Raw genomic sequence first — 26,734 nt, 5'->3', positions numbered from 1 at the left:
CCGAGAGGGGCACCGGTGAACGACCGACAGTACGACCCGTACGGCGGCGAGTACGAGGGTGACGCGGCGGCTCAGTACGAGGTCGTCGGGTACGACGAGTACGGGCGGCCGGTCTACCAACTGGTGCCCCGCCAGGCGGCGGCCCCCGCGTACGACACGTACGCGCAGCCCCAGCCCCAGCCCCAGCAGGCGTACGGGTACGACCCGTACGCCCAGGGGACGGGGCAGCAGCCCGCAGCCTCCGGGTACGAGACGGGCGCGTTCACCGCGCAGCCGTACGACGCGTACGCCACAGGGACTCCGTACGACACCGGGACCTCCTACGGAGCGGCGGAGCAGACCGGCTGGATTCCACAGCAACAGCAGCAGCAAGAGCAACAGCCGTCGCAGCCGCAGGTGCCGCAGCAGGCCCACGCCGCGCCGGAGGCGGCGGATGGCCGCGGCGGGCAGGCCGACGGCGGGGGCCGCGGCTCCGACGAGCCACGCGAGTACCTCACCGAGCAGTTCTCCTTCATCGAGGAGCCCGACGAGGACTCCGAAGACGTCATCGACTGGCTGAAGTTCACGGAGAGCCGTACCGAGCGGCGCGAGGAGGCCAAGCGGCGGGGCCGCTCGCGGGTCGTCGCGCTGGTCGTCGTGCTCGCGCTCGCCCTGGTCGGCGGCGTCGGCTATCTGTGGGCCGCGGGCGAGCTGCCCGGCCAGTCGGACGAGAAGTCCGGCGGCGCGGCCGCCGCCGGGCCGCAGAAGCGCGACGTCGTCGTCGTGCACCTGCACAACACCAAGGGCGGCGGCACCTCCACCGTGCTCCTGGTGAACAACACCACCACCCGGCGCGGCTCCGCCGTCCTGCTGCCCAACTCCCTCGCCCTGACGGGCGACGACGGCACCACGACCACGCTCGGCAAGTCCGTCGACGACGACGGTTCGACCGGCACGCGCGAGGAGCTGGACACGCTGCTCGGCACGGAGGTCGAGGGCACCTGGCGCCTCGACACCCCCTACCTCAACAACCTCGTCGAACTCGTCGGCAACATCGACATCGACACCAACGCCGACGTGCCGGACCCCAAGGCCAAGCGCAAGGGCGAGGCGGCGCTCGTCAAGAAGGGCGAGCAGCAGACCCTGAGCGGGCCGATGGCCGTCGCCTACGCCACCTACCGCGCGCCCGGCGAGGGCGAGAACGCGCAGCTCGCGCGGTTCGGCCAGGTCATGCAGGGCGTGCTGCGCAAGCTGTCGTCCGACCCGCAGGCCGCCACGGTCACCGTGCAGTCGCTCGCGCAGATCCTCGACCCGTCCCTGAAGGAGAAGGACCTCGGCACCTTCCTCGCCAAGCTCGCCGACCGCGCCAAAGGCGGCGACTTCGCGACCGCGCTCCTTCCGGTGCGGCAGGACGGCACGCTGACGGAGAAGGCGGCCGCCGGGGTCGTCAAGGACGTGCTCGGCGGCGTCGTGAAGAGCCCGGAGCAGGGCGCGGCGGTGCGCGTCGGCGTGCGCAATGCCACCGGCGCCAAGACCGCCACCGAGAACGCCCGCATCGCCCTCGTCAACGGCGGCTACACCTTCGTCGACGGCGGCACCGGCTCCGCGCCCGCCACGTCCTCGCAGGTCACCTACGGCGATGCGGACAAGAAGAAGGAGGCGGCGGAGGTCGCCAAGACCCTGGGCCTGCCCGCGAGCGCCGTCCGCAAGGGCGACCCGGCGTCGAACGCGGACGTGTCCGTGGTGCTCGGCCAGGACTACAAGAGCCGCTGAGGCCGCCGACCGGAGCGGTCGGTGGGCTGCGGGGGCCTCGGCAGGTCCTGCCGGCGCCTTCGGTAGGGCTGCGGGGCCGTCGGCAGGTCCTCCCGGAGACGTCGGCAGGCTGCCGAGGCCGTCGACGGGGCCTGCCGAAGCCGCTGGCGGGGGATGCGGGGGCCCCGGCAGGTCTTGGCGGAGCCGTCGGCAGGCTGTCGAGGTCGTCGACGGGGCCCGCCGGAGCTGTCCGGTGGGGTTGCCGGAGCTGTCTGGCGTGGCTGCGGGGGGTGTGCGGTGGGGTTGCCGGAGCGTCCGGCGGGACTGTCGGGGGGTGTGCGGTGGGGTTGCCGGAGCTGTCCGGCGTGGCTGCCGGAGGCGTGCGGTGTGGCTGTCGGAGACGTCCGGCGAGGCCGCCGAGGGCGTGCGGTGTGGCTGCCGGGGGCGCTGAGCGGGGGCGTCCGTTCCGCCCCGGTCCCCGGTGATCGAATAATCGTCTGGGGAGCCGTCCGCAGTCCGTGAGACCCTTGACGGGTATTGCCCGTCTGAAGGAAAGCTCTCTAGTGACCGCCACGGACCGCTCCACCGAGCTCATCACCGTCGCCGCCCAGGCGGCCGCCGACAAGCTCGCGCACGACATCATCGCGTACGACGTCAGCGACGTGCTGTCGATCACGGACGCCTTCCTGCTCGCCTCGGCGCCGAACGACCGCCAGGTCAAGTCGATCGTCGACGAGATCGAGGAGCGCCTGAACAAGGAGCTCGGCGCCAAGCCGGTGCGCCGCGAGGGCGACCGCGACGCCCGCTGGATCCTCCTCGACTACGTCGACATCGTCGTCCACGTCCAGCACAGCGAGGAGCGCGTCTTCTACGCCCTCGAGCGGCTGTGGAAGGACTGCCCCGAGATCGAGCTGCCCGCCGACGCCAAGGCCACGCGCGGCAAGGCCGAGGAGCACGCCAAGCTCCAGCAGGCCGCCGAGGAGGCCGAGGAGATGCGGCACCTCGGTGGTGAGCTGCGGTGACTGCCCGCGGCTGCCGCATCATCCTGTGGCGGCACGGCCAGACGTCCTGGAACCTGGAGCGCCGCTTCCAGGGCTCCACGGACATCGAGCTGACCGAGGCCGGTGCCGCCCAGGCGCGGCGCGCCGCCCGGCTGCTCGCCTCGCTGAAGCCGGACGCGATCATCGCCTCCGACCTCAAGCGTGCCGCCGCGACAGCCGCCGAGCTCGCCGCCGTCACGGGCCTCGACGTCACGCACGACGAGGGCCTGCGCGAGACGTACGCGGGGCAGTGGCAGGGCCTCACCCACGAGGAGATCATCGACCGCTTCGGCGAGCAGTACGCCGCCTGGAAGCGCGGCGAGCCGGTGCGGCGCGGCGGCGGTGAGCTGGAGACCGAGGTCGCCGACCGGGCCGCCCCCATCGTGCTGCGGCACGCGGAGAAGCTGCCGGAGGACGGCACGCTCGTCGTGGCCAGCCACGGCGGCACGATCCGTACGACCATCGGCCGCCTCCTCGGCCTGGAGTCGCACCACTGGGAAAGCCTGGGAGGGCTCTCCAACTGCTGCTGGTCTGTCCTCGGCAGGGGCGCCCGAGGCTGGCGCCTCCTTGAGCACAACGCGGGTACGCTGCCCGAGCCGGTGCTCGGCGACGACGACTAGCCCGCAGGTCACGGCCCTCGTGGCCGGTCCCGACGCGGATTTCGCGTTTGGGCAGGTGGCAGGCTAAAGTTCTTCTTGTTCGCCCCGCAGAGCGGGAAGAACGCAAGGGGCTATAGCTCAGTTGGTAGAGCGCTTGCATGGCATGCAAGAGGTCAGGAGTTCGATTCTCCTTAGCTCCACAGTCCAGGTCCCGTCCCCGTCAGGGGGCGGGGCCTTTTGTTGTCCGCTGGTCTTCTTGCTCAGTGCTTTCGACGCTCAGTGCTTTCACCTCTCGGCGCTCTTGCCTCTCGGCGTCCTCGTTGCTCAGCGGCCGGTCTCCGCGTGCCGCAGCTCCCGGAGCCGGGCCGTTCCCCTGCGGGTCTCCTCGTCGTCCGGGGTGTAGACCACGATCCGGCACTCCGGCATGCCGTTGATGGACAGCGAGACCGACGTCATCCGCAGCTCGCCGACCGCCGTGTGGCGGAAGGTCTTCACCCGCGGCCCCGGGGGTATGACGTTCCCGCTCGCCCAGAGGTCCGCGAACTCCGGGCTGGCCAGGGACAGTCCGCGGATGAACTCCTCCCAGGCGGGCTCGCCCACGTGCCGCCCGTACGCGCCGCGCAGCGTGGCCACCATCACCGGCAGCTCCGTGTCCCGGAAGACCAGCGGGCAGTCGCACCGGGGCACCACGAAGAGGGTCCACAGGACGTTCGGCACGCCTATGGCCTCCGTCTCGGGGACCATGAACAGATCGCGGTAGGCGGGGTTGGTGGCGAGGATGTCGTACCGCGTGTTGTAGACCACGGCCGGGTGCGGGTCCAGGGCGTCGATGATGCCCTGGATCTCGGGGCCGACCGCCTCGGCCGCCGCCTCGTGCCGGACGGCGTACGGCACCTCGGCCAGGTGATAGAGGTGCTCGTGCTCCGCCCGGTCCAGGCGCAGGGTGCGGGCGACGGCGTCCAGGACCTGCGCGGAGGCGTTGATGGGGCGGCCCTGCTCCAGCCACGTGTACCAGGTCACGCCGACGCCGGAGAGCTGGGCGACCTCCTCGCGGCGGAGCCCCGGAGTGCGGCGGCGCGGGCCCGGCGGCATGCCCACGTCGGCCGGGGTGACCCGGGCCCTGCGGCTGCGCAGGAAGGCGGCCAGCTCGGGGCGCCGTCGGGTCGCGGCTGCGGGCGTGCGGGCGGGGGCGGCCGCGGGGGCGGCCCCGGCGTCGGCCGTGCGGGGCGCCCGACCGGTGGCCGACCCCCGTGCGGCACTGGTCGGACGCCCTGCACCGTCGACGCCGGGGAGCGCTGGCGGGTTCGGCGGGCTTGGCGGGGTGCGCGGGGCCGCGTGGGCGGGCGTGGGGCTCGGGGCCGCTTGGCCGGATGCGGGGGCCGGGGCCGCCTGGGCGGACCCAGGGCCCTGTGCAAGGGCTGGGGCCGCCTGGTCGGTCGCGGGGGCCGCTTGGCCGGTCGCGGGGGCCGCTTGGCCGGACAGGGAGCCCGGGGGCACGTCGACGGGTGCCGGAGCCGCTGCGCCGGGAGCGGGCCCCGGAGCCGCACGGCCCGGTGCGGTGTGCGGGCGTGCCCTGCTCGTCGTGTCCATCGTCGTCACGTCCCCCATCGTCACCGTCAGGACCGCCCCGTGCCAGGTGCTGTCAGTACCAGCATCCGCGGGCTCTCACTACCTGTACCGAACCGTCGGCACTCTCATGGACATGGCGACCACAAGACCCTCGGCCCCGACCCCGGTCTCAACTCCCGCGTCCAGTAAAGCCCCCGGCACTGACAATCGCCCGGGACGCGTCCTCGCGGCCGTGCTCGCGGCCCAGTTCATGGCGCTGCTCGACGTGTTCATCGTCAACGTCGCGGCGCCCACGATCCGTACCGACCTGCACGCGTCCGGCGCCGGGCTGCAACTCGTGATCGCGGGCTACACCATCACGTACGCCGTCCTGCTGATCACCGGTGCCCGGCTCGGCGAGCGGCTCGGACACCGGCGCGTCTACATCGCCGGGCTCGCCCTGTTCACCGCCGCGTCGCTGGCCTGCGGCCTGAGCCGGAGCACCGGCCAGCTGATCGCGTTCCGCCTGGTCCAGGGCGCGGGCTCCGCGCTGCTCATTCCGCAGGTCCTGAGCCTCATCCAGCGCACCTTCACCGGGGAGGCCCGGGTGCGGGCCCTCGGCGCCTACTCGGCGGTGCTCGCCACGGGGGCCGCGGCCGGGCAGGTGGTCGGCGGCGTCCTGGTCAGCGCCGATCTGTTCGGCACCGGCTGGCGCCCGGTGTTCCTCGTGAACGTGCCGGTCGGCGTGGTCCTGCTGGCGCTCGCCGCCCGCGTCCTGCCGGCCGACGGCACGCCCCCTGCCGGGCGCGCCCGCGGCCTCGACCTGCCGGGCCTCGTCCTGCTCGGCGCCACCGTCTCGCTCTTCACCGTGCCCCTGGTCCTCGGCGAACAGAAGGGCTGGCCGCTGTGGACCTGGCTCTCCCTGGCCGCCTGCGTGGTGTTCTTCGCCCTGTTCTGCGGCTACGAGTCCCGCCTGGCCAAGCGCGGTGGGGCGCCGCTGATCTCACCGAGGCTCCTGCGCACCCCGGGCATGGGCGTCGCCGTCCTCCGCCTCGCCGTCATCATGGCGGTCAACGCGGGCTTCCTGTTCGTGCTCACGCTGCACCTGCAGGGCGGCCTCGACTACAGCGCGCTGCGCGCGGGGCTGACGTTCGCCCCGACCGCCATGCTCTTCGGCGCGGTCGGCCTGACCTGGCGGAAGTGGCCCCGGGCCGTCCAACCGGCGCTCGTCCCCTGCGGATTCGCGCTCACCGCGGCGGCGAGCCTCGCCGTGGGCCTGCTGCTGCGCGACGGCCGCGACATCGGCGGCTGGCTGTACGTGGCGTTCGTCGCCGTGGGCATCGGGATGTCGCTCGGCTTCAGCCCGGTCCTCACGCGCGCGTTGGCGACGGTCAGGCCCGAGGACGCGGCGGACGCCAGCGGTCTCCTCGCGACCGTCACCCAGCTCGGCCAGGTGACGGGCGTCGCGGTCTTCGGCGCCCTCTTCCTCGGCCGGCTTGAGTCACCGGGCGCTCCGGGAGCGTATGCGTCGGCGGACGCGCTCCTGGTGTGCTTCTACGCGCTCGCCGCGGCGGCCGCCCTCGGGGCCGTGTCCGGACTGGTACGTATGCGTCGCTGACCGCCTCGCCGTGGTCGTGGCAGAATTCGGGGGGCCGGAAGGGGACTGCACCAGTGCGCCGACGGTGACCCGACGGGAGGGAGAGCGCGATGCCTGCGAGCATCCTCGGGGAGGCCGGCGGCCTCCCCGAAGTGGCGGAGATACGGTCCGGTGACGCCACGCTCCTCAACTGCCCTTCCTGCGGTTCGGCCCACGTCGCCCAAGTCCTCGGTGACAACGGCGGAGTCAGTTACGTGTGCACGGCCTGCGGCCACAGCTGGAGCTGATCGATGGGTGCACACAGGCGTAAGTGCGACTGGTGCGGCAGCGGTACGCCGATCGTCCGCGACATGGAGCCGGTGAACCCGGACTACCAGTACTGGTGCGAGGAGTGCGCGCGGGCGCTGATCATAAAAGGCGACCCCATCGAGACGTACCGCGAACTCGAAGGCGAGCCGATCTACGGCCGTCTGCTCGACGAGCACTGCACGCTCAAACGCTTCTACTCCTTCGCCACCGCCTGAGCGCGACCCCGGAGGGGCCTCCCCGGGCACTCCGCGAGCCCGCGGGGCCCGCGCCGCACGGCGGCCGCCGCCACCGCGAGGAAGCCGAAGGCCGCCAGCGGGTACACCGCCGACAGGCCCATCTGGCCGACGCTCTGGCCGAGTTCGGGCCGCCCCGGACGGTGCGGAACCCACCACAGGGCGTACGAACAGAACACCACGACGAGCCCGCCCGCGGCCGCCCACCCAACCGGTCCGCCCCGGCGCGCGGCCCGCGTCCACAGGAGCAGCGCCATCGGCACCCACCACACCCAGTGGTGCGACCACGACACGGGGCTCACGAGCAGCGCCGTCGCCGCGCAGGCGGCCGCGCCCCAGGCCCGCTCCCCGCGCACCGCGGCGGTCACCGCGACCCCGAGGCCGCCCGCGCACACCAGCACGGCGCCCGCCGTCCACCACAGTCCGGGCTCCCCGGTGTGCAGCAGCCGGGCGAGCACCCCGCGCAGCGACTGGTTCGCCGTCTGCTCCGTGTGTCCGGCCCGGCTCGTCTCGAAAACCACGCGGGTCCAGAAGTGCCGGGAGTCGTCCGGCAGCACGACGACGCCGGCCAGCGTCGTGGTCAGGAACGCCCCGGCGGCCACGCACGCGTGCCGCAGGGCGGGCGGCCGCCCGCCCCGTCGTACCGCCTCCACGACCCCGACGAGCAGCAGGAACACCGCGAACAGCGCGGGCGTGAGCTTGATCGCCGCGGCCACCCCGATGCCCACTCCCGCCCACCGGTGGTCCGGGCGCCGGGTCAGGTCCCACAGCACCAGGACCGCGAGGAGGAGATTGATCTGCCCGTAGCGCAGCGTCGTCCACACCGGCTCCGACCAGACGGCGATCGCCGACACCCACAGAGCGGTCTCCACGCGCGCGTGCCCGTGCCGTCCCCTTCCGGGTGCGTGCCCCCGCCCGTCGATCAGCCGCAGGCACAGCCGGACGAAGACGACCAGGAGGAGCAGGTTCCCGGCCGTCGCGAGCATCCGGAGGTCCGCGACGTCCGGCACGGTCAGCGGCGTGAAGAGCAGCGCGGCGAAGGGCGGGTACGTCATGGGCAGGTGCGCCTCGGTCGCGCGCAGCGCGTACAGGTCGCCGCCCGCACGCGCGGTCGCGCCCTCCGCGCGGTAGACCATCAAGTCGATCATCGAGACGTCGGCAGCGCGCTGGGCCGCCCAGAAGGCCACGAAGGAGAACAGGCAGACCCCGGCGGCGAGCGGTACGCGGCGGCGGGCGGCGACGGACACGATCACGGTCACGACGCGGGACGGTAGCGCCGCTGTGCGTCCGGAACGGAAACGATTTGGTGGTGCGGGGGGTCCACCGTGTAATGTTGGCGGAGCCGCCGGGGAAACCGGGCGGAACACAGCAAGGGGCTATAGCTCAGTTGGTAGAGCGCTTGCATGGCATGCAAGAGGTCAGGAGTTCAATTCTCCTTAGCTCCACAGTGAATGGAGAGCGGGCCACCCGGATCGGGTGGCCCGCTCTCGTGTGTCCTCCTCGTGTTCTACGGCCGTCCGCTGCCCAGGGCGCGGCGTCCGCGCCCGCGCGGCAGCATCGGCAGGATCCCGGACGCGCCGGGCGCCGCCGGGTCCTCCTCGACGCGCAGGGCGAGCGCGGGGCAGCGCCGCACGGCGCGCTGGGCGCGGGCTTCCGCGTAGCGCGGCACCGACGTCTCCGCGACCGACGGGAAGCCGTCGGGGCCCAGCTGGATCAGCTCCGGGACGATGTCGGCGCACAGGCCGTGTCCCTGGCACAGCGTCCAGTCGACGGCGAGCTTGCGGCCGCTGGGCGCCTCGCCCTGCGGGGCGTCGTCCTGGAGGGGCAGCACGCCCTCCACCGGGCGCCCGCAGCCGTCTCCCAGGACGTGTGCCGCCAGGTCGTCGGTGAAGGCCGCGATCGTGGACTCCAGGAAGGCCGCCGAGCCGTCGGGATGCTTGCAGGCGCCGCGCCGCTTCACCGCCCGCGTCACCTCCCGCAGCGCTTCCAGGGCGGTCGGTCCGCCGCCGTCCAGGACGTCCGCGAGCCCGCGCGCGGCGGCGGGCAGGCCCAGGTAGCAGGGGCCGCACTGGCCCGCGCTCTCGGCCGCCAGCCAGTGGGCCACGCGCAGGGACTCGCCGAGCGGGCAGGTGCCGGGGCCGATCGGCAGCACGGCGCCCGCGCCCAGCGCGCCTCCGCAGGCCTCCAGGGCGGCACGGGAGACGACGGCGTCGTGCGCGGTGACGGGGTCCAGCCACTTGCCGTGGTAGCCGCCCGTCAGGACGCCCTGCGGCAGCGGGGGAGCGCCCGCGAGCTGCAGAACGTACCGCAGCGGGACGCCCGTTGGGACCTCCACCACCATGGGGCGCGCGACGGCCCCGGAGACGGTCAGCAGAACGGTGCCGGGCTCGTCGCGCAGTCCTGTGCGCCGGTAGCGGTCCGCGCCGGTCCGGGCGGCGACGGCGAGCTGCGCGAAGGTCTCCGCGTTCGACAGGAGCGTGGGCGCGCCGCCCACCCCGGAGTCCGCGGTGCGGACCTTGCGCCCCGGAGGCAGCGCGGGACCGCCGTCCGCGGAGCGTACGAGCGCGGAGGACTCGCCGGTCACCATGCGCACGGGGTTGCGCTGCACGCGCGCGCGAAGGCGCGAGCCGCGCCGGTCGCTCAGGCCCCGCTCGCCGAGCGCGGCGCGCATCGACGCCTCCGTGGAGTCACGGGTCACACCGACGATCAGGGTGCGCGCGCCCAGGGCCTCGGCCGTGAGCAGGGCGCCGTCCAGGATGAGGTGCGGGGCGCGGTTGATCAGGACGGTGTCCTTGCGGCAGGCGGGCTCGTCCTCGCTGCCGTTGACGACGACCACGGGACGTACGCCGCGGCGGATCGCGGACTCGGCGACGGCCCGCAGCTTCGTGGCGAACGGGAAGCCCGCGCCGCCGCGGCCGCGCAGGCCGATCGCCTCCGCGAGTGCGGCCAGCTGCTCGCCCGCCACGGGCTTGAGCGGGCCGTGCACCTTCAGGTGCATGGCGAGGTCGAGCCGCTCGACCAGATCGAAGCCCGAGGTCAGCAGCGGAAGCCCGACGACGCGGACTTCGGGGACGTCGGGCAGGGACGCGTTCACTTGCTGCCTCCGGCGGGCGCGTTCCAGGGCTCACCGGTGCTGGGCGCCTGGAACGGGCCGAGTAGGGGTTGTGCGGCGGTCCCGTCGTCTTCGCGCACGGGCTCGTACGGCGGGTCGGCCGTGGGCGGGTGGTAGACGGGCCGGGACCCGGTGTCGTAGCAGCCCTCGGAGTGCGGGCCCGGTTCGTCGGAGCCGAACCGGGTGTCTCCGTAGTCGTGTTGCGTGTCTTGAGGGTCTACGGAGTCGTAGCGCACGCCCGGGGGTTCGTATCGGGTGTCTACGGAGTCGTACCGGGTGTCTACGGAGTCATGCGAAAACGGGGGGCCGGGGGCCTCGGCCGGAGGCGGCGGCGAGGGCGCGGGCCAACGGGGTGCGACGGTGGGCAGGACCTCGGTCGTCCTGAGGTCCGGCGGGAGACCGGTCTCGTCCTGGTCGGCGGGCGTGGCGAGCGCGCGGTAGGCGGCGGCGATGCCGGTGACGGGGGCCTGCTCGGCCGGGACGCCGCGGTCGCCGGGGGCCGTACCCGGGAGGGGGGCGGTCCGGGGGTCCCGGACCGCCGCCCGGGCGCGGCGGCGCGACCGGCCGGGCGCGCCCCAGCCGTCGGGTTCGAGGACGGCGAGGATCCGGGCGGCCGCCTTGCGCTTGACCGGGGGCGGTGCCGCCCGCAGCGCCATGGCTCCGGCGACCGCGACGAGGCACAGGCAGTACAGGGCGACCACCCACGGCTTCGGCGGACGGCCCGCGTACAGGCCGTGGATCAGGGCGGCGCACCAGGCGGGGTAGGCGAGCATGTGCAGGGCCCGCCAGCGCGAGGCGACCTGGACCGGTGAGGCGAAGGCGCTGCGCAGGGCGCCGGTGACGCTGGTGGTGACCATCAACAGGCCGGCGAGCGACCCGAGGCCGATGAGTCCGTCGCTGCCGGTGACGCCGAGGCCGAAGGGGATGACCGCGCCCACCAGAGACACGTGGTCGAGGGCGAGTTTGACGGTGCCGTGCAGGAGCAGGAAGCCGACGGAGGCGACCGCGGTGGCCCGGTGCACGGCCTGGGCGAGCAGGCGCTGGCGGGAGTCCAGGAAGAGGCGGTCGGACGCGACCAGGCCCCAGGCGACGGACGCGGTCAGGGAGACCAGGGACAGGACGCCGGTGGTGTAGTCGAGGGCGGCACGGAAGTCGTCGCCTCCCGCGAACACCAGCAGGGGTATCAGGAGCAGCGCGGCCGTGGTCAGCAGGCCGCGGGCCGCTCTGCCCGGCCCGGCGAACGAGCCGGCGAACGGCCCGGCCGGCGAGCGGAGCGAGGGGGAGCCGGATAACGCGGGGCTCCGGGGACGCTTGCGGTGCGGGTGCAGAGGGTTCATGGGGGCGACTCCGAAATGGTCCGGTCGCCGCATGCTAAGTCGCCCCATACCGGCGGGTACGTGGTTTGAGTTATTGCGTTGTTATCAAAGTGCGACTCGATCTTGGTGTTGCCCCGATAGTGGGCGGTACGCGGAGTAATCCTTGGCCAAGGGTGAGCCTCCGCTTTCCGTGCGGCACCGCGGGGCCGGATCCGGCCGGAGCGGGACGAACTGCGTCGCTCCGGCTCGGGGCCCTGCGGTACTCTGACGCCATGCGTGCCGTACGCCTTCTGCTTAGCGGGCCGCGCTGATCAGTCCCGACCGCCCAGTGAGCGTGGTCGGAATCGGCGCGGCGTCCCCTCCTGTGCGAGGGGCATTTTTATTTGGCCACACAGCCGTTTCCGCAGGCAGAGACGATCGATGGAGCTTTGAGGACCATGAGCGAGACGAATTCCTCCGCCACCGCCGAAGGTGCGGGGGGCGCCCCTTCGGCCGCCGAGGCGGCCGCACCGCACCGCTACACGGCCGCCCTGGCGGCCGAGATCGAGGCGCGCTGGCAGGACGTCTGGGACGCCGACGGCACGTACGAAGCACCCAACCCGAGCGGTGACCTGGCCGGCGACCCGGAGCTGGCGTCCCGCCCCAAGAAGTTCATCATGGACATGTTCCCGTACCCCTCGGGTGCGGGTCTGCACGTGGGCCACCCCCTGGGGTACATCGCCACGGACGTGTTCGCGCGCTTCCAGCGCATGACGGGCCACAACGTCCTGCACTCCCTGGGCTTCGACGCCTTCGGTCTGCCCGCCGAGCAGTACGCGGTGCAGACCGGCACGCACCCGCGCGTGTCCACCGAGGCCAACATCGCCAACATGAAGGCGCAGCTGCGCCGTCTGGGCCTGGGCCACGACAAGCGCCGCTCGTTCGCGACGATCGAGCCGGAGTACTACAAGTGGACCCAGTGGATCTTCCTGCAGATCTTCAACTCCTGGTACGACGACGAGCTGCGCAAGGCCCGTCCGATCGCCGACCTGGTCGCCCAGTTCGAGACCGGTGAGCGTGTCGTACCGGACTCCACGCGCGCGTGGAGCGAGCTGTCCGCCGCCGAGCGCGCAGACGTCCTGAGCGGCTTCCGCCTGGCCTACGCCTCCGAGGCCCCCGTCAACTGGTGCCCGGGTCTGGGCACCGTCCTGGCGAACGAGGAGGTCACCGCCGACGGCCGCTCCGAGCGCGGCAACTTCCCGGTCTTCAAGTCCAAGCTTCGCCAGTGGAACATGCGCATCACGGCGTACGCCGACCGCCTGCTGGAGGACCTGGACGCGCTGGACTGGCCCGAGGCCATCAAGCTGCAGCAGCGCAACTGGATCGGTCGCTCCGAAGGCGCCCGCGTCGACTTCCCCGTCGGCTCCGGCGACGCGGCGATCACGGTCTTCACCACCCGCCAGGACACCCTGTTCGGCGCCACGTACATGGTCCTGGCGCCCGAGCACGAGCTGGTCGACTCGCTGGTCCCGGCCGCCTGGCCCGAGGGCACCCACGAGGTGTGGACCGGCGGGCACGCGACGCCCGCCGAGGCCGTCGCCAAGTACCGTGCCGTCGCCGCCGCCAAGTCCGACGTCGAGCGCCAGGCCGACGCCAAGGAGAAGACCGGCGTCTTCACGGGCGTGTACGCCACGAACCCGGTCAGCGGCGAGCGCGTCCCGGTCTTCATCGCCGACTACGTCCTGATGGGCTACGGCACCGGCGCGATCATGGCCGTCCCGGCGCACGACACCCGGGACTTCGCCTTCGCGCGCGCCTTCGAGCTGCCGATGCGCTGCGTGGTCGAGCCCTCCGACGACCGGGGCACGGACCCGTCGACGTGGGACGAGGCCTTCGCCTCGTACGAAGCGAAGATCGTCAACTCCTCCGGTGACCACGTCTCCCTGGACGGCCTGTCCGTCGTCGAGGCCAAGGCCCGCGTCACCGAGTGGCTGGAGCGCGAGGGCATCGGCCGCGGCACCGTCAACTTCCGGCTGCGCGACTGGCTGTTCAGCCGCCAGCGCTACTGGGGCGAGCCCTTCCCGATCGTCTACGACGAGGACGGCGTCGCCCACCCGCTGCCCGAGTCGATGCTGCCCCTGCCGCTGCCGGAGGTCGACGACTACTCGCCGCGCACCTTCGACCCGGACGACGCCGACACCCGGCCGGAGACCCCGCTGTCCCGCAACGAGGACTGGGTCAACGTCACGCTGGACCTGGGCGACGGCTCCGGCCCGCGGCGCTACCGCCGCGAGACCAACACCATGCCCAACTGGGCGGGCTCCTGCTGGTACGAGCTGCGCTACCTGGACCCGCACAACGACCAGCAGCTGGTCGCCCCCGACATCGAGCGCTACTGGATGGGTCCGCGCGCGGGCCAGCCCACCGGCGGCGCCGACCTGTACGTCGGCGGCGCCGAGCACGCCGTGCTGCACCTGCTGTACGCGCGCTTCTGGTCGAAGGTCCTGTTCGACCTGGGGCACATCTCGTCGGCCGAACCGTTCCACAAGCTGTTCAACCAGGGCATGATCCAGGCGTACGTCTACCGCGACAGCCGCGGCTTCCCGGTCCCGGCCACCGAGGTCGAGGAGCGCGACGGGCAGTACTTCTTCGAGGGCGAGCCGGTCAAGCGCGAGCTGGGCAAGATGGGCAAGTCCCTGAAGAACGCGGTCACCCCGGACGAGATCTGCGAGGAGTACGGCGCGGACACCCTGCGCCTGTACGAGATGGCGATGGGCCCGCTGGACGTGTCCCGCCCGTGGGACACGCGCGCGGTCGTCGGCCAGTACCGCCTGCTGCAGCGCCTGTGGCGCCTGATCGTCGACGAGGCCACCGGCGAGGCGACCGTTGTGGACGCGGAGCCCGGCGAGGACGCGCTGCGCGCCCTGCACAAGGCGATCGACGGCGTCCGCCAGGACCTGGAGGGCATGCGGTTCAACACCGCCATCGCCAAGATCACCGAGCTGAACAACCACCTGACCAAGGCCGGGAGCGCGGTGCCGCGCTCCGTGGCCGAGCGTCTGGTGCTGCTGGTGGCGCCGCTGGCCCCGCACATCGCCGAGGAGCTGTGGCGCCGTCTGGGCCACACCGACTCGGTCGTCCACCAGGACTTCCCGGTCGCCGACCCCGCGTACGTCGTGGACGAGACCGTGACCTGCGTCGTGCAGATCAAGGGCAAGGTCAAGGCGCGCCTGGAGGTCTCCCCGGCCATCTCCGACGACGAGCTGGAGAAGGTCGCCCTGGCCGACGAGCGGGTCGTGGCCGCGCTGGGCGGCGCGGGCATCCGCAAGGTCATCGTGCGGGCGCCGAAGCTGGTGAACATCGTTCCCGCCTGACCCTCCCCAGGTGCCCGCCCGGACGCTCGCCGCGCTCCGGACGGTCTGTGAGGCGACGGGTGACCGGCCGGACCCCGCACGGGGGCCGGCCGGTCAACTGTTCGCCGGGCGGGGCACGTTGCCCCGGGCGCGGCCGTGGCGTCGGGCCGACGGCATCCGGGTAGTCCCCTACGGGCAGGTTCCGGGTTCCGCTGGAACCCTCGGACGGCCTGCTGCGTTTACCGTGGAGAGGCAGACGGGCCCGTCCGCCGACGACCTCACCGACCGCCCAGCCCGGCCGAAGGAGAAGCATCGTGGAAGCCGTGATCGCAGTGGTCGCGCTGCTCTTCGTGCTGTTCCTGGCAGTCGGGGCGTATGCGGTGGTCAAAGCCGTGGGCGCCGCCAAGCGCGGCGTGGACCGCACCCTCTCGCAGGCCCGCCGGACGGTCGAGGACACCACGCTGCGCGCGAAGACGTTCGCGCAGCCCGGCGCCGTCGGCGAGCTGGCCCAGCTCCGGCTCACCCTGCGCACATCGATGCGGGCCACCCAGGACGCCCTGCACGCGGGCGTCGCCGAGGACCCCTCGCTGCACGAGTCCCTCGCGCTCTTCGAGCGCCTGAGCGTCCACGGCCACGAGCTGGACGACGAGCTGAAGCGCCTGGAGAGCGAGCCGGACCGCATCACCCTGAGCCAGCGCCTGCCCTCCCTGAAGGAGCGCACGCAGCAGATCACGAAGGCGGCGGACTCCCTTCGCTGGGCGGCCCGCGACCGCGCCCACAAGTTCGCGGACGACGATCTGGACCTGCTGCGCAACCAGATCGACATGGAGGCGGGCGCCCTGCGGCACTGGACGACGGAGCCGTCCGACACCCAGCCCGCCGCGCCCTCCGCGCCTCCCACGTCCTCGGCCTCGCCGTCCTCCGCGCCCACGTCGCCGTGGCCCGACCCGGCACCGGCGGAGTCGTCGCCCCGGTCCGCGGCGACGGCCCCCACGGAGCGCTCCGACCGCACCGCCCAGGAGCCGACGAGACCCGCGATCACACCGCCGAGCCCGCGGCCGACGTACGCCTGGGAGAAGCAGACCAAGCCGGAGAGCACCACCTGAGCACGTCTGATCCGCTGCCGACGCCGTCGCAAGGCACTGGTCCGCCCGGGGTCTGCCCGGCTCCGCGCGGCTCGTCACGGGCGCCGTCGCCCGGGTGACGGGGTCGGACTGCCGCGTCAGGGTTCCTGCGGGTAATCTCCAGCTCATGTCCCGCCATGTCGCGATCGTCACCGATTCAACGGCCTACCTGCCGCAACGGACGATGGAGCGGCACGGCATCACCGCGGTGCCGCTGACTGTGGTGCTCGGCAACCAGGCGCTCGAAGAGGGCACCGAGATCTCGGCCCGCTCCCTCGCGCTCGCCCTGCAGAAGCGCCGACCCGTGACCACGTCCCGGCCGAGCCCCGAGGTCTTCGCGCGCACCTACCGCGAGGTCGCCGAGGCGGGCGCCACGGGCATCGTCTCGCTGCACCTGTCGGCGGAGTTCTCCGGGACGTACGACGCGGCCGTCCTCGCGGCGCGCGAGGCGCCGGTGCCGGTACGCGTCGTCGACACCGGCATGGTCGCGATGGCCCTCGGCTTCTGCGCCCTCGCGGCCGCCGAGACCGCCGAGTCGGGCGGCTCCGTGGACGAGGCGGTGTCCGCCGCAGAGAAACGGGCCGCGAGCACGTCCGCGTACTTCTACGTGGACACCCTCGACTACCTCCGCCGCGGCGGGCGGATCGGCGCGGCCCAGGCGCTCCTCGGCTCCGCGCTCGCCGTGAAGCCGCTGCTCGAACTGGACGGCGGGCGCATCGAGCTCCTGGAGAAGGTGCGCACCGCGTCGAAGGCGATCGCCCGGCTCGAAGAGATCGCGGTCGAGCAGGCCGGTGCGCACGAGGTCGACATCGCGGTCCATCACCTGGCGGCGCCCGAGCGCGCCGAAGCGCTCGCGGAGCGGCTCAGAGAGCGTGTGCCGTCACTGGCGGAGCTGCACGTCAGCGAGGTGGGCGCGGTGATCGGTGCGCACACGGGGCCGGGGCTGCTGGGGGCTGTGGTGTCGCCTCGGTGAGGTGACGTGGGTCGGTGTCCCGGATTTCGCCGGGGCCAGTGGCTGGTATGGCCTCGTGTGGGTGACTGAGTTATCCACAACTCCCCGGTAGTCCCCGGGAATTACCCAAGATCAACGCGCTTCCCGCGGGCTGTCTAGCGTCGTGGGCATGGAACTTCGATCACCTTCACGGACAGCGGCAGGCACGGCGGGCGGAGAGCCGAGCCCGGCCTCCCACGTCCGAGTGACGTATCGCCACGCCCGTCGGCGTGCCCGGCGAAGGCGGGCCGCGGCGGAGGCGATGCGGCTGCGGGCGGAGACGCTCTTCGCCGGGGCTGCCGGGGCTGCCGGGGCCGCCGGGGCCGATCCGGCCGGTCCCGGTCCGGTGGGGCCTCGCCGAGCGGGAGTTGGCACGGCGGAGCATGGTGCGCTCTCACCGGCACCGGCACCGGCACCGGCACTGGCCTCGGTCGAGCCGGAGCACGCGAGGGCCTTGCCGGAGGCGGAGGACGCGTACGACCGGCCCGCGCGGGCGGCCCCCTCGTGGCGGGCGCGGGCCGGGCTCGCCGTGCGGGAGCGGCTTCCGGTCTGGGTGCAGCGCAGATGCGGCCTGGAGCGGCGGAGCGTGCTCGCGCTCGGGGTGGTCCTCGTCGTGGCGGCGGTGTTCGCGGCCCAGCACTTCTGGAGCGTCCGGGCGCAGCCGGTCCGGGCGCCGGACGTGGTGGGTGAGGCGGCGGCGCCCGGCCCCGAGGGAGGTCCGTCCCCGTCACCGGGAGCGCTGCCGGACGCGGGGCCGCCTCCGGGGGCCGGAGGGGCTGAGGGCGACCAGGGAGCCGGTGCCGGACAGGGCAGCGGTGCCGGGGCGCCGGGCGAGGCGGGGGCGGCAGGCGGCGGGCTCGTCGTGGACGTCAGCGGCAAGGTCCGCAGCCCCGGTGTTCTCCGCCTGCCCGCCGGCTCCCGCGTCGCCGACGCGCTGCGGGCCGCGGGCGGGGTGCGCCCCGGCACGAAGACCGACGCCCTCAACCGCGCCCGGCTGCTCGTGGACGGTGAGCAACTGGTCGTGGGCGGCCCCGTGCCACCAGCACCCGGGGTGCCCGCAGGGGGAGCGGCGGCCGGACCGCCCGGTGCTCCCGGAGCAACCACGGGCCCCGTCGCGCTGAACACCGCCACACCTGAGCAATTGGACACCCTGCCTGGGGTCGGCCCGGTCCTCGCGCAGCACATCATCGACTACCGCACGGACCACGGCGGCTTCCGCTCGGTGGACGAGCTCCGCGAGGTCAACGGCATCGGCGACCGACGCTTCGCCGACCTGCGGAATCTCGTGTGGCCATGAGGCGGCCGGGTGCGCGGCCGCAGGACGGTGGGCACGCGAGGGCGGGGCGCGCGGACGCCCGTGCCGCTGGGGCCCGGCGCCTCGGCTCGGCCCACCCCCGCCAGGAAGGCCCGGTGGACCTGCGTCTCGTGCCGCCCGCCCTGGCGGCCTGGGCGGCTGCTGCCCTGGCGCTGGACGCCCCGCCCCGCCTGGTGGTGGGCGCGGTGGTGGTCTGTGTGGTGGTCGCCGGAGCCCTGCTGGTGACGTGGACGGCGTGCGGGCGCCCGGCGGCCGGGACGCGCGGCCGCCTGGGCCGGTGGCGGGGCGGAGCCTGGGGGCGGGTCAGCGTGGCGGCCGTCCTGTTGTGCGCCGGGGCGGCGGCGGCCTCCGCGGGGCTGCACGGGGCGGATCTGCACCGAGGCCCGGTCCCCGGGCTCGCCCGGGAGTACGCCACGGTGACGGCGGAGCTGGAGGTGACGTCTGACCCGCGCCGCACCCGCCCTCGGGTCACGGGGGACCGCCCGATGCCACCGGCCGTGGTGCTGAACGCGGACGTCGTGCGGGTCACGGAGACGGACGGTACGACGACCGTGACGCGGACACCGGTGCTGGTCGTCGTGCGGCAGGAGGAGAAGGAAGGGGGACGCGACACCGGCACCGAAGGTCCGCAAGGAGCGCCGGAAGCGCGAGCGGAGGCGCGCGGGGCCGGGCAGCGGCGGGACTCCCCGTGGCTCGGGCTGCTGCCGTCCACGCGGCTGCGGGTGCGGGCGGACCTCGTGCCGCCGCTGCCCGACAGCGGAGGCATCGCGGCGGTGCTGCGCGTGCCGGGGGACCGGGGGCCGCGGGTGACCGGGGAGCCTTCGGGGGCGCAGCGGTTCGCGGGAGGGCTGCGCGGAGGGCTGCGGGAGGCGACGGACGGGCTGCCCGCCGACGCGCGGGCGCTGCTGCCGGGGCTGGTGATCGGGGACACCTCCCGGGTGCCTCCGGAGCTGGAGCAGGCGTTCCGGGCGACCGACCTCACGCATGTGCTGGCCGTGAGCGGGGCCAACCTCACGATCGTCCTCGCGCTGCTCATCGGCCCGCCGGGGACGGCCCACCGGGCCGAACGGCGCGGTCTGGCGCCACGGTTGGGCATTCCACTGCGGACCACGGCGCTGCTCGGGGGCGCGCTGACGCTCGGCTTCGTGCTGGTGTGCAGGCCGGAGCCGAGTGTGGTGCGGGCGGCGGCGTGCGGGCTGGTGGTGCTCCTTGCCCTCGCCACGGGGCGGCGCAGATCGCTGATCCCGGCGCTCGCCGCCGTGGTCCTGGTGCTCGTCCTGTACGACCCGTGGCTGTCGCGGAGCTATGGCTTCCTGTTGTCCGTGCTCGCCACGGGGGCGTTGCTGACGCTCGCGCCGAGGTGGAGCGCCGGGCTTCGGCGGCACGGGGTGCCGGGGCGGCTCGCCGAGGCGCTGGCGGCCGCGGCGGCGGCGCAGGCGGTGTGCGCGCCGGTGGTGGCGGTCCTCGCGGCGCGAGTGAGCCTGGTGGCGGTGCCGTGCAATCTGCTGGCGGAGTTCGCGGTGGCACCGGCCACGGTGCTCGGGTTCGCCGCGCTCGCGGTGGCGCCGGTGGCGATGCCGGTGGCCAAGGTCCTGGCGTGGGGCGCGAGTTGGCCGACCGAGTGGATCGCGGGCATCGCGCGGACGGGGGCGTCGCTGCCCGGGAACGGGGTGGACTGGCCGGGCAGTTGGCGCGGCGCGCTGCTGCTCGCCGCCGTCACGGTGGTGCTCGTCCTGGTCGGCAGGCGGCTCGTGCGGCACCCGTGGGTGTGCGCGGCGTGCGCGCTGCTGCTGCTCGCCGTGGTCGTCCAGCCGCCGCCGCTCACCCGGGTCATCGCGGGCTGGCCGCCGCCCCGGTGGCGCCTGGTGATGTGCGATGTGGGGCAGGGGGACGCGACCGTCCTCGCGGCGGGGCCCGGTGCCGGGGTGGTCGTCGACGCGGGGCCCGACCCGATGCTCGTGGACCGCTGCCTGCGGTCGCTCGGCATCACGCGGGTGCCCTTGGTGCTGCTCACGCACTTCCACGCGGACCATGTGGCGGGGCTGCCGGGGGTGCTGAGGGGGCGTTCGGTGGGGGCGATCCAGACGACGGGGTTCGGGGAGCCGCCGGGGCAGGTGGCGTTCGTGCGGGCGCAGGCGGCCGCGCGGGGGGTGCCGGTGACGCGGGCCGAGGCCGGGGAGCGGCGGCGCACGGGGGAGCTCGACTGGCAGGTGCTCTGGCCCGCACCACGCCCGGCATCGGCCCCGGAGGGGGCGAACGACGCCAGCGTCACGCTCCTGGTGCGCACCCGGGGCCTCACCCTGCTGCTGCTCGGCGACCTCGAACCGCCCGCGCAGCGAGCCCTGGTGCGCACCCCGGCGGGCGCGGCGCTGCCGCGTGTGGACGTCCTGAAGGTCGCGCACCACGGGTCGGCGTATCAGGATCCGGGGCTCCTGCGCCGGGCTGGGCCGCGGCTGGCGCTGATCTCCTGCGGGGCGGACAACTCCTACGGACACCCCTCGCCCCGCACGGTGTCCGCGTTGCGCGGGATGGGGGCGATGGTGGTGCGGACCGACGTGGACGGTGCGATCGCGGTGGTCGGAGGGCGGGCCGGGGGAGGGTCCAGGGGGAGGGACGGAGGGGCAGCCGGGGTCGCGGGCGGGGAAGGGGAGGCGGAGCTGGGGGTGGTCACGCGCCGGCCCTGAGGCGGTGTCGTGGGGGAGGGCTCAATTCGGGTCAGCCGGACAGTCGGAGCAGTTCTTCTGTTTCTGCAATGTTCTTGCTGAAGTAGGCGCGTTTGCATCGAAAGCCGCAACGGTGATCGAATGCCTCTTCGTTATAGGTGTTGTCAAGGCCCGCGGAGGTGCGTCGCAGTGTTCGGCCGTTGGCTGGGAAACCGTTGGAGCCGAGGAGGGCGGTCCGGCCCGCTGTCGGCGGTGGCGGTCCCGTCAGGTGCCGGGGTGCTCAGCTGCCGGGTGCTCGACCCCGTGAACGAGTCGGTGCAGCACGCGGAGCTGTCCGTCACCGACACCATGGGGCGCAAGGTCGTCAGCGGTGGGACGGACCCGTTCGGGTCGTTCGTGACGGCGGTTCCCGCGGGGGAGTACCGGCTCGCGGTGTCGGCGGAAGGGTTCACGCCGTACCGGGCGAACGTCACGGTCGCCGAGGGCGCGCACGCGTCGATGGGTGACGTGACGCTCCAGGTGGCGCAGCTGCCGACGCTCCCGGATTCGGGGGACTGGGACATCGACCCTATGCACTCCACCATCGGGTTCACGGCGCGGCACATCGGGCTCGCGCGCATCCACGGGCGGTTCAACACGTTCGCGGGGGCGATCCGTCTCGCCGAGCGGATGGAGGAGTCCGCGATGCACGTGGTGATCGATGCCGCGTCCATCGACACGGCCGTCAAGATGCGCGACGACCATCTGCGGTCCGGTGACTTCCTGGACGTGGAGCGGTACCCGACGATGGAGTTCTACAGCGACCGCTTCGTGCACAAGGGCGGCAACCGCTGGGCGATCACCGGCGCGCTCTCGCTGCACGGCGTGACGCGGACGGTGACGCTCGACGCCGAGTACCTGGGCGTCGGCCAGGGCATCCAGGGCGAGACCCGGGCGGCCTGCCGCGCGACGACCGAGCTGCACCGCGACGACTTCACGATCACCTGGCAGACCATGCTCGCCCGGGGCATCGCCGCGGTCGGCGCCAGCATCACCATCGAGCTGGACATCCAGGTCGTGCCGAAGAGCGTCGCCGCGGCGGCCGCGGCGTAGGGCTCAGAGAGCTGGGGCTCAGGGGGCTTCCAGCCAGCCCTCGTACTCCGCGGCGAGGCCGTCGAGCGCCGTCGGGTCCAGACGCCGCTCCGGGTCCTCGACGACGACCAGCCACTGGGCGTCCTCGGCGTCGTCCTCGCCCGCCAGCGCGTCGCGTACGAGCTGGGGCTCCTCGGCCACGCCGAAGCGGTCGGGGAGCTCTTCGGCGACTTCTTCCGCCGCGTCGCGGTCGGGCAGCACCAGGACATGTCGTACGTCGGTCACCTGGCCATTCTCGCCCACGGGCGGCGGGGGACCGGACGCGGTTCCGGTGGCGCCTCCGGCTGTCGGTGGCGCGTGGGATGCTTGACGGCGATGGCCAGGAAGAACGCACAAGACGACCCGCTCGCCCCCGTCACGGTAGCCGTGGGGCAGGAGGACCTGCTGCTCGACCGTGCCGTGCAGGAGGTCGTCGCCGCGGCCCGCGCCGCGGACGCCGACACCGATGTGCGGGACCTCACCCCCGACCAGCTGGCGCCCGGGACGCTCGCGGAGCTGACCAGCCCGTCACTGTTCGCCGAGCGCAAGGTCGTGGTCGTGCGCGGTGCGCAGGACCTGTCGGCGGACACGATCAAGGACGTGAAGGGGTACTTCGGCGCGCCCGTGGAGGAGATCACCCTCGTGCTCCTGCACGCGGGCGGCGCCAAGGGCAAGGGGCTGCTCGACGCGGCCCGCAAGGCCGGGGCGCGGGAGGTCGCCTGCCCCAAGATGACCAAGCCCGCGGACCGGCTCGCGTTCGTGCGGGGAGAGTTCCGCACGCTCGGGCGCTCGGCGACGCCGGAGGCCTGCCAGGCCCTGGTGGACGCGATCGGCAGCGATCTGCGGGAGCTCGCCTCCGCCGCGGCGCAGCTGGTCGCGGACGTCGAGGGGACCATCGACGAGGCCGTCGTCGGGCGGTACTACACCGGGCGGGCCGAGGCCTCCAGCTTCACCGTGGCCGACCGGGCCGTGGAGGGGCGGGCCGCCGAGGCGCTGGAGGCGCTGCGGTGGTCGCTCGCCACCGGGGTCGCGCCCGTGCTGATCACGAGCGCGCTCGCGCAGGGCGTGCGGGCCATCGGGAAGCTGTCCTCCGCCCGGGGCGGGCGCCCCGCCGACCTGGCGCGGGAGCTGGGGATGCCGCCCTGGAAGATCGACCGGGTGCGGCAGCAGATGCGGGGGTGGTCTCCCGACGGGGTGGCGGTGGCGCTTGCCGCTGTCGCGGAGGCCGATGCGGGGGTGAAGGGCGGGGGGGATGATCCCGAGTACGCCCTGGAGAAGGCGGTCGTCGCCGTAGCCCGCGCCGCCCGCCCCCGCCGCCCCTGACCGGTGCCCCGGCCCTGACCGGTGCCCCGCCCCTGACCGGTGCCCCGGCCCTGACCGGTGCCCCGGCCCTGACCGGTGCCCCGGCCCTGACCGGCGTCCCTGGCCCCCGCCGGCGCTGACCGGTGTCCCCGCCCCTGACCGGTGTCCCCGCCCCTGACCGGCGTCCCCGGCCCCCGCCGGCGTCTCCGGCCCCCGCCGGCGCTGACCGGTGCCCCCGGCCCTGACCGGCGCCCCCGCCCCCCGCCGCCCCTGACCGGCGCCCCGGCCCACGTTCCCCACACCCGCGCCCCCGGCCCCCGCTCCCCACACTGACCCCGGGCCTGACCCAGCCCTGGGAGCGCGCACACACCGGCCCCCCCCCCGGGCCTGGGGGCGCGCACACACCGGCCCCCCCCCGGGCCTGGGGGCGCGCACACACCGGCCCCCCCGGGCCTGGGAGCGCGCACACACCGGCCCTCCCGGGCCTGGCCCAGCCCCGGGAGCGCGCCCGCTCGGACCGGCCCCTCCTGGGGGATCCAGTCCCGGCCCAAGCCCAGGAAGCCCAGCCCCAGCCCCCCCAGCCCCGCCAGGTCGCCGGAGCCCCAGAAACACCGGCCCCCTCCCCCAGAAAACCCAAAAGACCCCACCCTCGCCCCGGGGAAGGGGCAAGGCGTGGGGTCTCTTGGTTACGCGATGTGTTGAGCTCGCACCCGCGTGGCGAACGCAGGCCGCGTGCGGGCTCGGGGTGTCGGCCGGGAGCGGATGAGAGAGGGCCCGCTCTGGGTCCTGCCGACGGTTACATCAGGTAGTGGTCCAGAAGGACTCAGCCCTGGAGGGACGCGACCTTCGAAGCAAGCGCCGACTTCTTGTTGGCGGCCTGGTTCTTGTGGATGACGCCCTTGGAGACGGCCTTGTCCAGCTTGCGGTTGGCGTCGCGCAGGGCGACGGTGGCCTTCTCGACGTCGCCCGCGACGATGGCCTCACGGGTCTTGCGGATCGACGTCTTGAGGGCGGACTTGACCGACTTGTTGCGCAGGCGCGCCTTCTCGTTGGTCTTGTTCCGCTTGATCTGGGACTTGATGTTCGCCACGAAAGAGCCTTTTCAGGTTCAGGTACCGCTGGTTTCTCTGACATGCGCCTCGCGCTGAGAGGGCTACGAGACACAGCTGACCACGGTACCAGCCCTCTTCGGGGCGGCCCAAACCGATGGGCACGGCCCACCCGTGGGACCATGGAGGCTACGTATCGATCCGACCCGAGGCATAAGGCGCCTCAAGAGACAGGACCCTGCGTGCCCGCGACCCCTAAGAATGTGCCCGAACCGAGCCGTACCGACCCGGCTCTGATCCGCAATTTCTGCATCATCGCGCACATCGACCACGGCAAGTCCACGCTCGCCGACCGCATGCTCCAGCTGACCGGTGTGGTCGAGCAGCGCCAGATGCGCGCCCAGTACCTCGACCGCATGGACATCGAGCGTGAGCGCGGCATCACGATCAAGTCCCAGGCGGTGCGTCTGCCCTGGGCCCCCACCGAGGGCCCGGACCAGGGCAGGACGCACATCCTCAACATGATCGACACCCCGGGACACGTGGACTTCACGTACGAGGTCTCGCGGTCGCTCGCCGCGTGCGAGGGGACGGTCCTGCTCGTCGACGCCGCCCAGGGCATCGAGGCGCAGACCCTCGCCAACCTGTACCTGGCGATGGAGAACGACCTCAAGATCGTCCCGGTGCTCAACAAGATCGACCTCCCGGCCGCCCAGCCCGAGAAGTTCTCCGAGGAGCTCGCGAACCTCATCGGCTGCGACCCGGAGGACGTCCTCAAGGTCTCCGCGAAGACCGGGCTCGGCGTCGAGGCGCTGCTCGACCGGGTCGTGGCCGAGGTCCCGGCGCCCGTCGGCGTCGCGGACGCGCCCGCCCGCGCGATGATCTTCGACTCGGTGTACGACTCGTACCGGGGCGTCGTGACGTACGTCCGTGTCGTCGACGGCCAGCTCAACAAGCGTGAGCGGATCCGGATGATGTCGACGGGCGCGACGCACGAGCTCCTGGAGATCGGGACGAACTCGCCCGAGATGCTCGCCGCCGACGGCCTCGGCGTGGGTGAGGTGGGCTACCTCATCACCGGCGTGAAGGACGTGCGCCAGTCCAAGGTCGGTGACACGATCACCTCCCTGCACAAGGGCGCCACGGAGGCCCTCGGCGGGTACAAGGACCCCAAGCCGATGGTCTTCTCGGGCCTGTATCCGCTGGACGGCTCGGACTACCCGGAGCTGCGCGACGCGCTCGACAAGCTCCAGCTCAACGACGCCGCCCTGGTGTACGAGCCGGAGACCTCCGCCGCGCTCGGCTTCGGCTTCCGCGTGGGCTTCCTCGGCCTGCTGCACCTGGACGTGATCCGCGAGCGCCTGGAGCGGGAGTTCGGGCTCGACCTGATCGCCACCGCGCCGAACGTGGTCTACCGCGTGATCATGGAGGACGGCGCCGAGCACGTCGTCACCAATCCGAGTGAGTTCCCCGAGGGGAAGATCGACCAGGTCTTCGAGCCGGTGGTGCGGGCGACCATCCTCGCGCCGTCGGAGTTCATCGGCTCGATCATGGAGCTGTGCCAGAACCGGCGTGGCACGCTGCTCGGCATGGACTACCTCTCCGAGGACCGCGTGGAGATCCGCTACACGCTGCCGCTCGCGGAGATCGTCTTCGACTTCTTCGACCAGTTGAAGTCCAAGACCCGCGGATACGCCTCCCTCGACTACGAGCCCACCGGCGAGCAGTCCTCCAGCCTGGTCAAGGTCGACATCCTGCTGCACGGCGACAAGGTCGACGCGTTCTCGGCGATCACGCACAAGGACGCGGCGTACGCGTACGGCGTGCGGCTCGTCGCCAAGCTGCGCGAGCTCATCCCGCGGCAGGCCTTCGAGGTGCCCATCCAGGCCGCCATCGGCTCGCGGGTCATCGCCCGCGAGACCATCCGTGCCATCCGCAAGGACGTCCTCGCCAAGTGCTACGGCGGTGACATCTCGCGTAAGCGGAAGCTGCTCGAGAAGCAGAAGGAAGGCAAGAAGCGGATGAAGATGGTCGGCTCCGTGGAGGTCCCGCAGGAGGCCTTCATCGCGGTGCTCTCCAGTGACGAGGGCCCCAAGAAGAAGTAGCCCTCCGCCCGGCCGCAGCCGGGTTCCCCGCTGTGTGGAAAGCGCTCGTCCGTCGCCCGGACGAGCGCTTTTCGTCTGTCGGCGAGTGCGGCTTCCGGCTGTCCGCGGGCGCCGCTTCCGGCTGTCGGTGAGCGCCGCGCGGCGCCCTTCCCGTCGTCCGGCGGCAGTGAAGCTACCGCCCCGTTCTGTAGAAAGTGACAGGCAGCAGCCCCTTACGTGGCGGGCGTCCGGCCTCTACCCTGATCACTGCTCGGAGGT

At 73.3% G+C, this 26,734-nt stretch carries 20 protein-coding genes and 2 tRNA genes; 16 read left to right on the top strand and 6 right to left on the bottom strand.

Annotated elements, in window-relative coordinates; translation table 11 throughout:
• Window positions 1-15 precede the first annotated feature (15 nt).
• The 4 genes from MQV74_RS15300 (at window position 16) to MQV74_RS15285 (ending at window position 3,570) form a co-directional block, all read left to right on the top strand.
• Window positions 16-1,752 (top strand): LCP family protein, encoded by a 1,737-nt coding sequence (locus tag MQV74_RS15300; RefSeq protein WP_242717979.1) that lies wholly within the window; start codon window positions 16-18, stop codon window positions 1,750-1,752.
• A 542-nt stretch (window positions 1,753-2,294) separates the two neighbouring features.
• Window positions 2,295-2,753, top strand: coding sequence for a ribosome silencing factor (gene rsfS / locus MQV74_RS15295; protein ID WP_242717977.1), 459 nt, complete (start codon window positions 2,295-2,297; stop codon window positions 2,751-2,753).
• A complete protein-coding gene (locus MQV74_RS15290) occupies window positions 2,750-3,391 on the top strand; it encodes a histidine phosphatase family protein (protein ID WP_242717975.1) in 642 nt (213 codons plus the stop codon). The genes rsfS and MQV74_RS15290 overlap by 4 nt, the downstream gene beginning before the upstream one ends.
• Before the next feature lie 106 nt (window positions 3,392-3,497).
• Window positions 3,498-3,570, top strand: a tRNA-Ala gene (locus MQV74_RS15285).
• A gap of 124 nt (window positions 3,571-3,694) precedes the next feature.
• Here the strand turns inward: MQV74_RS15285 and MQV74_RS15280 are convergent.
• Window positions 3,695-4,516, bottom strand: a complete 822-nt coding sequence (locus MQV74_RS15280) for a helix-turn-helix transcriptional regulator (RefSeq protein ID WP_278194798.1) — start codon at window positions 4,514-4,516, stop codon at window positions 3,695-3,697.
• A 655-nt stretch (window positions 4,517-5,171) separates the two neighbouring features.
• Between MQV74_RS15280 and MQV74_RS15275 the strand changes: the two genes are divergently transcribed.
• The 3 genes from MQV74_RS15275 to MQV74_RS15265 all read left to right on the top strand — a co-directional run bounded on the left by MQV74_RS15275 (window position 5,172) and on the right by MQV74_RS15265 (window position 7,039).
• Window positions 5,172-6,536: an MFS transporter gene (locus tag MQV74_RS15275; RefSeq protein WP_242717973.1), complete on the top strand. Its 1,365-nt coding sequence runs from the start codon at window positions 5,172-5,174 to the stop codon at window positions 6,534-6,536.
• Window positions 6,537-6,625: 89 nt separating this feature from the next.
• On the top strand, window positions 6,626-6,802 hold the full coding sequence (locus MQV74_RS15270; RefSeq protein WP_242717971.1) for a hypothetical protein: 177 nt from the start codon (window positions 6,626-6,628) through the stop codon (window positions 6,800-6,802).
• Between the two features lie 3 nt (window positions 6,803-6,805).
• Entirely contained in the window at window positions 6,806-7,039 is a 234-nt protein-coding gene (locus MQV74_RS15265) for a hypothetical protein (protein WP_016643127.1), read from the top strand.
• Here the strand turns inward: MQV74_RS15265 and MQV74_RS15260 are convergent.
• Complete coding sequence (locus MQV74_RS15260) at window positions 7,018-8,316, bottom strand: glycosyltransferase 87 family protein (protein ID WP_242717969.1); 1,299 nt, start codon at window positions 8,314-8,316, stop codon at window positions 7,018-7,020. The genes MQV74_RS15265 and MQV74_RS15260 overlap by 22 nt on opposite strands.
• Before the next feature lie 113 nt (window positions 8,317-8,429).
• On the opposite strand from MQV74_RS15260, the gene MQV74_RS15255 reads away from it, so the two are divergent.
• Window positions 8,430-8,502: transfer RNA gene (locus tag MQV74_RS15255), tRNA-Ala, on the top strand.
• 62 nt (window positions 8,503-8,564) lie between these two features.
• Here MQV74_RS15255 and MQV74_RS15250 read toward each other — a convergent pair.
• Together MQV74_RS15250 and MQV74_RS15245 are read right to left on the bottom strand one after the other, a co-directional pair.
• On the bottom strand, window positions 8,565-10,151 hold the full coding sequence (locus tag MQV74_RS15250) for an NADH-quinone oxidoreductase subunit NuoF family protein (protein WP_242717967.1): 1,587 nt from the start codon (window positions 10,149-10,151) through the stop codon (window positions 8,565-8,567).
• Complete coding sequence (locus tag MQV74_RS15245) at window positions 10,148-11,506, bottom strand: cytochrome b/b6 domain-containing protein (protein ID WP_242717965.1); 1,359 nt, start codon at window positions 11,504-11,506, stop codon at window positions 10,148-10,150. Before MQV74_RS15245 ends, MQV74_RS15250 begins: the two co-directional genes overlap by 4 nt.
• A gap of 416 nt (window positions 11,507-11,922) precedes the next feature.
• Here MQV74_RS15245 and leuS point away from each other — a divergent pair, with 416 nt between their 5' ends.
• From leuS to MQV74_RS15215, 6 genes are all read left to right on the top strand, one after another.
• Entirely contained in the window at window positions 11,923-14,838 is a 2,916-nt protein-coding gene (leuS, locus tag MQV74_RS15240) for a leucine--tRNA ligase (RefSeq protein ID WP_242717963.1), read from the top strand.
• A 293-nt stretch (window positions 14,839-15,131) separates the two neighbouring features.
• Window positions 15,132-15,923, top strand: a complete 792-nt coding sequence (locus tag MQV74_RS15235) for a hypothetical protein (protein WP_242717961.1) — start codon at window positions 15,132-15,134, stop codon at window positions 15,921-15,923.
• Window positions 15,924-16,068: 145 nt separating this feature from the next.
• Window positions 16,069-16,914 carry a DegV family protein gene (locus tag MQV74_RS15230; RefSeq protein ID WP_242717959.1) on the top strand — a complete coding sequence of 282 codons (846 nt, stop codon included), beginning with the start codon at window positions 16,069-16,071 and terminating at the stop codon, window positions 16,912-16,914.
• Window positions 16,915-17,386: 472 nt separating this feature from the next.
• Entirely contained in the window at window positions 17,387-18,229 is an 843-nt protein-coding gene (locus MQV74_RS15225) for a ComEA family DNA-binding protein (RefSeq protein ID WP_308402272.1), read from the top strand.
• Window positions 18,226-20,931 (top strand): ComEC/Rec2 family competence protein, encoded by a 2,706-nt coding sequence (locus tag MQV74_RS15220; RefSeq protein WP_242717955.1) that lies wholly within the window; start codon window positions 18,226-18,228, stop codon window positions 20,929-20,931. Before MQV74_RS15225 ends, MQV74_RS15220 begins: the two co-directional genes overlap by 4 nt.
• Before the next feature lie 168 nt (window positions 20,932-21,099).
• Complete coding sequence (locus MQV74_RS15215; RefSeq protein ID WP_242717953.1) at window positions 21,100-22,002, top strand: YceI family protein; 903 nt, start codon at window positions 21,100-21,102, stop codon at window positions 22,000-22,002.
• A gap of 18 nt (window positions 22,003-22,020) precedes the next feature.
• Here the strand turns inward: MQV74_RS15215 and MQV74_RS15210 are convergent, their stop codons facing one another.
• Window positions 22,021-22,266, bottom strand: coding sequence for a hypothetical protein (locus tag MQV74_RS15210; RefSeq protein WP_138959682.1), 246 nt, complete (start codon window positions 22,264-22,266; stop codon window positions 22,021-22,023).
• A 90-nt stretch (window positions 22,267-22,356) separates the two neighbouring features.
• Between MQV74_RS15210 and holA the strand changes: the two genes are divergently transcribed.
• Entirely contained in the window at window positions 22,357-23,343 is a 987-nt protein-coding gene (holA, locus tag MQV74_RS15205) for a DNA polymerase III subunit delta (RefSeq protein ID WP_242717951.1), read from the top strand.
• Between the two features lie 802 nt (window positions 23,344-24,145).
• On the opposite strand, the gene rpsT is transcribed toward holA, so the two are convergent.
• Window positions 24,146-24,412 (bottom strand): 30S ribosomal protein S20, encoded by a 267-nt coding sequence (rpsT, locus tag MQV74_RS15200; RefSeq protein ID WP_242717949.1) that lies wholly within the window; start codon window positions 24,410-24,412, stop codon window positions 24,146-24,148.
• Window positions 24,413-24,613: 201 nt separating this feature from the next.
• On the opposite strand from rpsT, the gene lepA reads away from it, so the two are divergent.
• Complete coding sequence (lepA, locus tag MQV74_RS15195; protein ID WP_242717947.1) at window positions 24,614-26,476, top strand: translation elongation factor 4; 1,863 nt, start codon at window positions 24,614-24,616, stop codon at window positions 26,474-26,476.
• Window positions 26,477-26,734 lie beyond the last annotated feature (258 nt).

Source organism: Streptomyces sp. AN091965 (assembly GCF_022698285.1).
GTDB lineage: Bacteria > Actinomycetota > Actinomycetes > Streptomycetales > Streptomycetaceae > Streptomyces.
The sequence above is the reverse complement of the archived record's forward strand: the minus strand, read 5'-3'. Positions and strand labels throughout refer to the sequence as shown.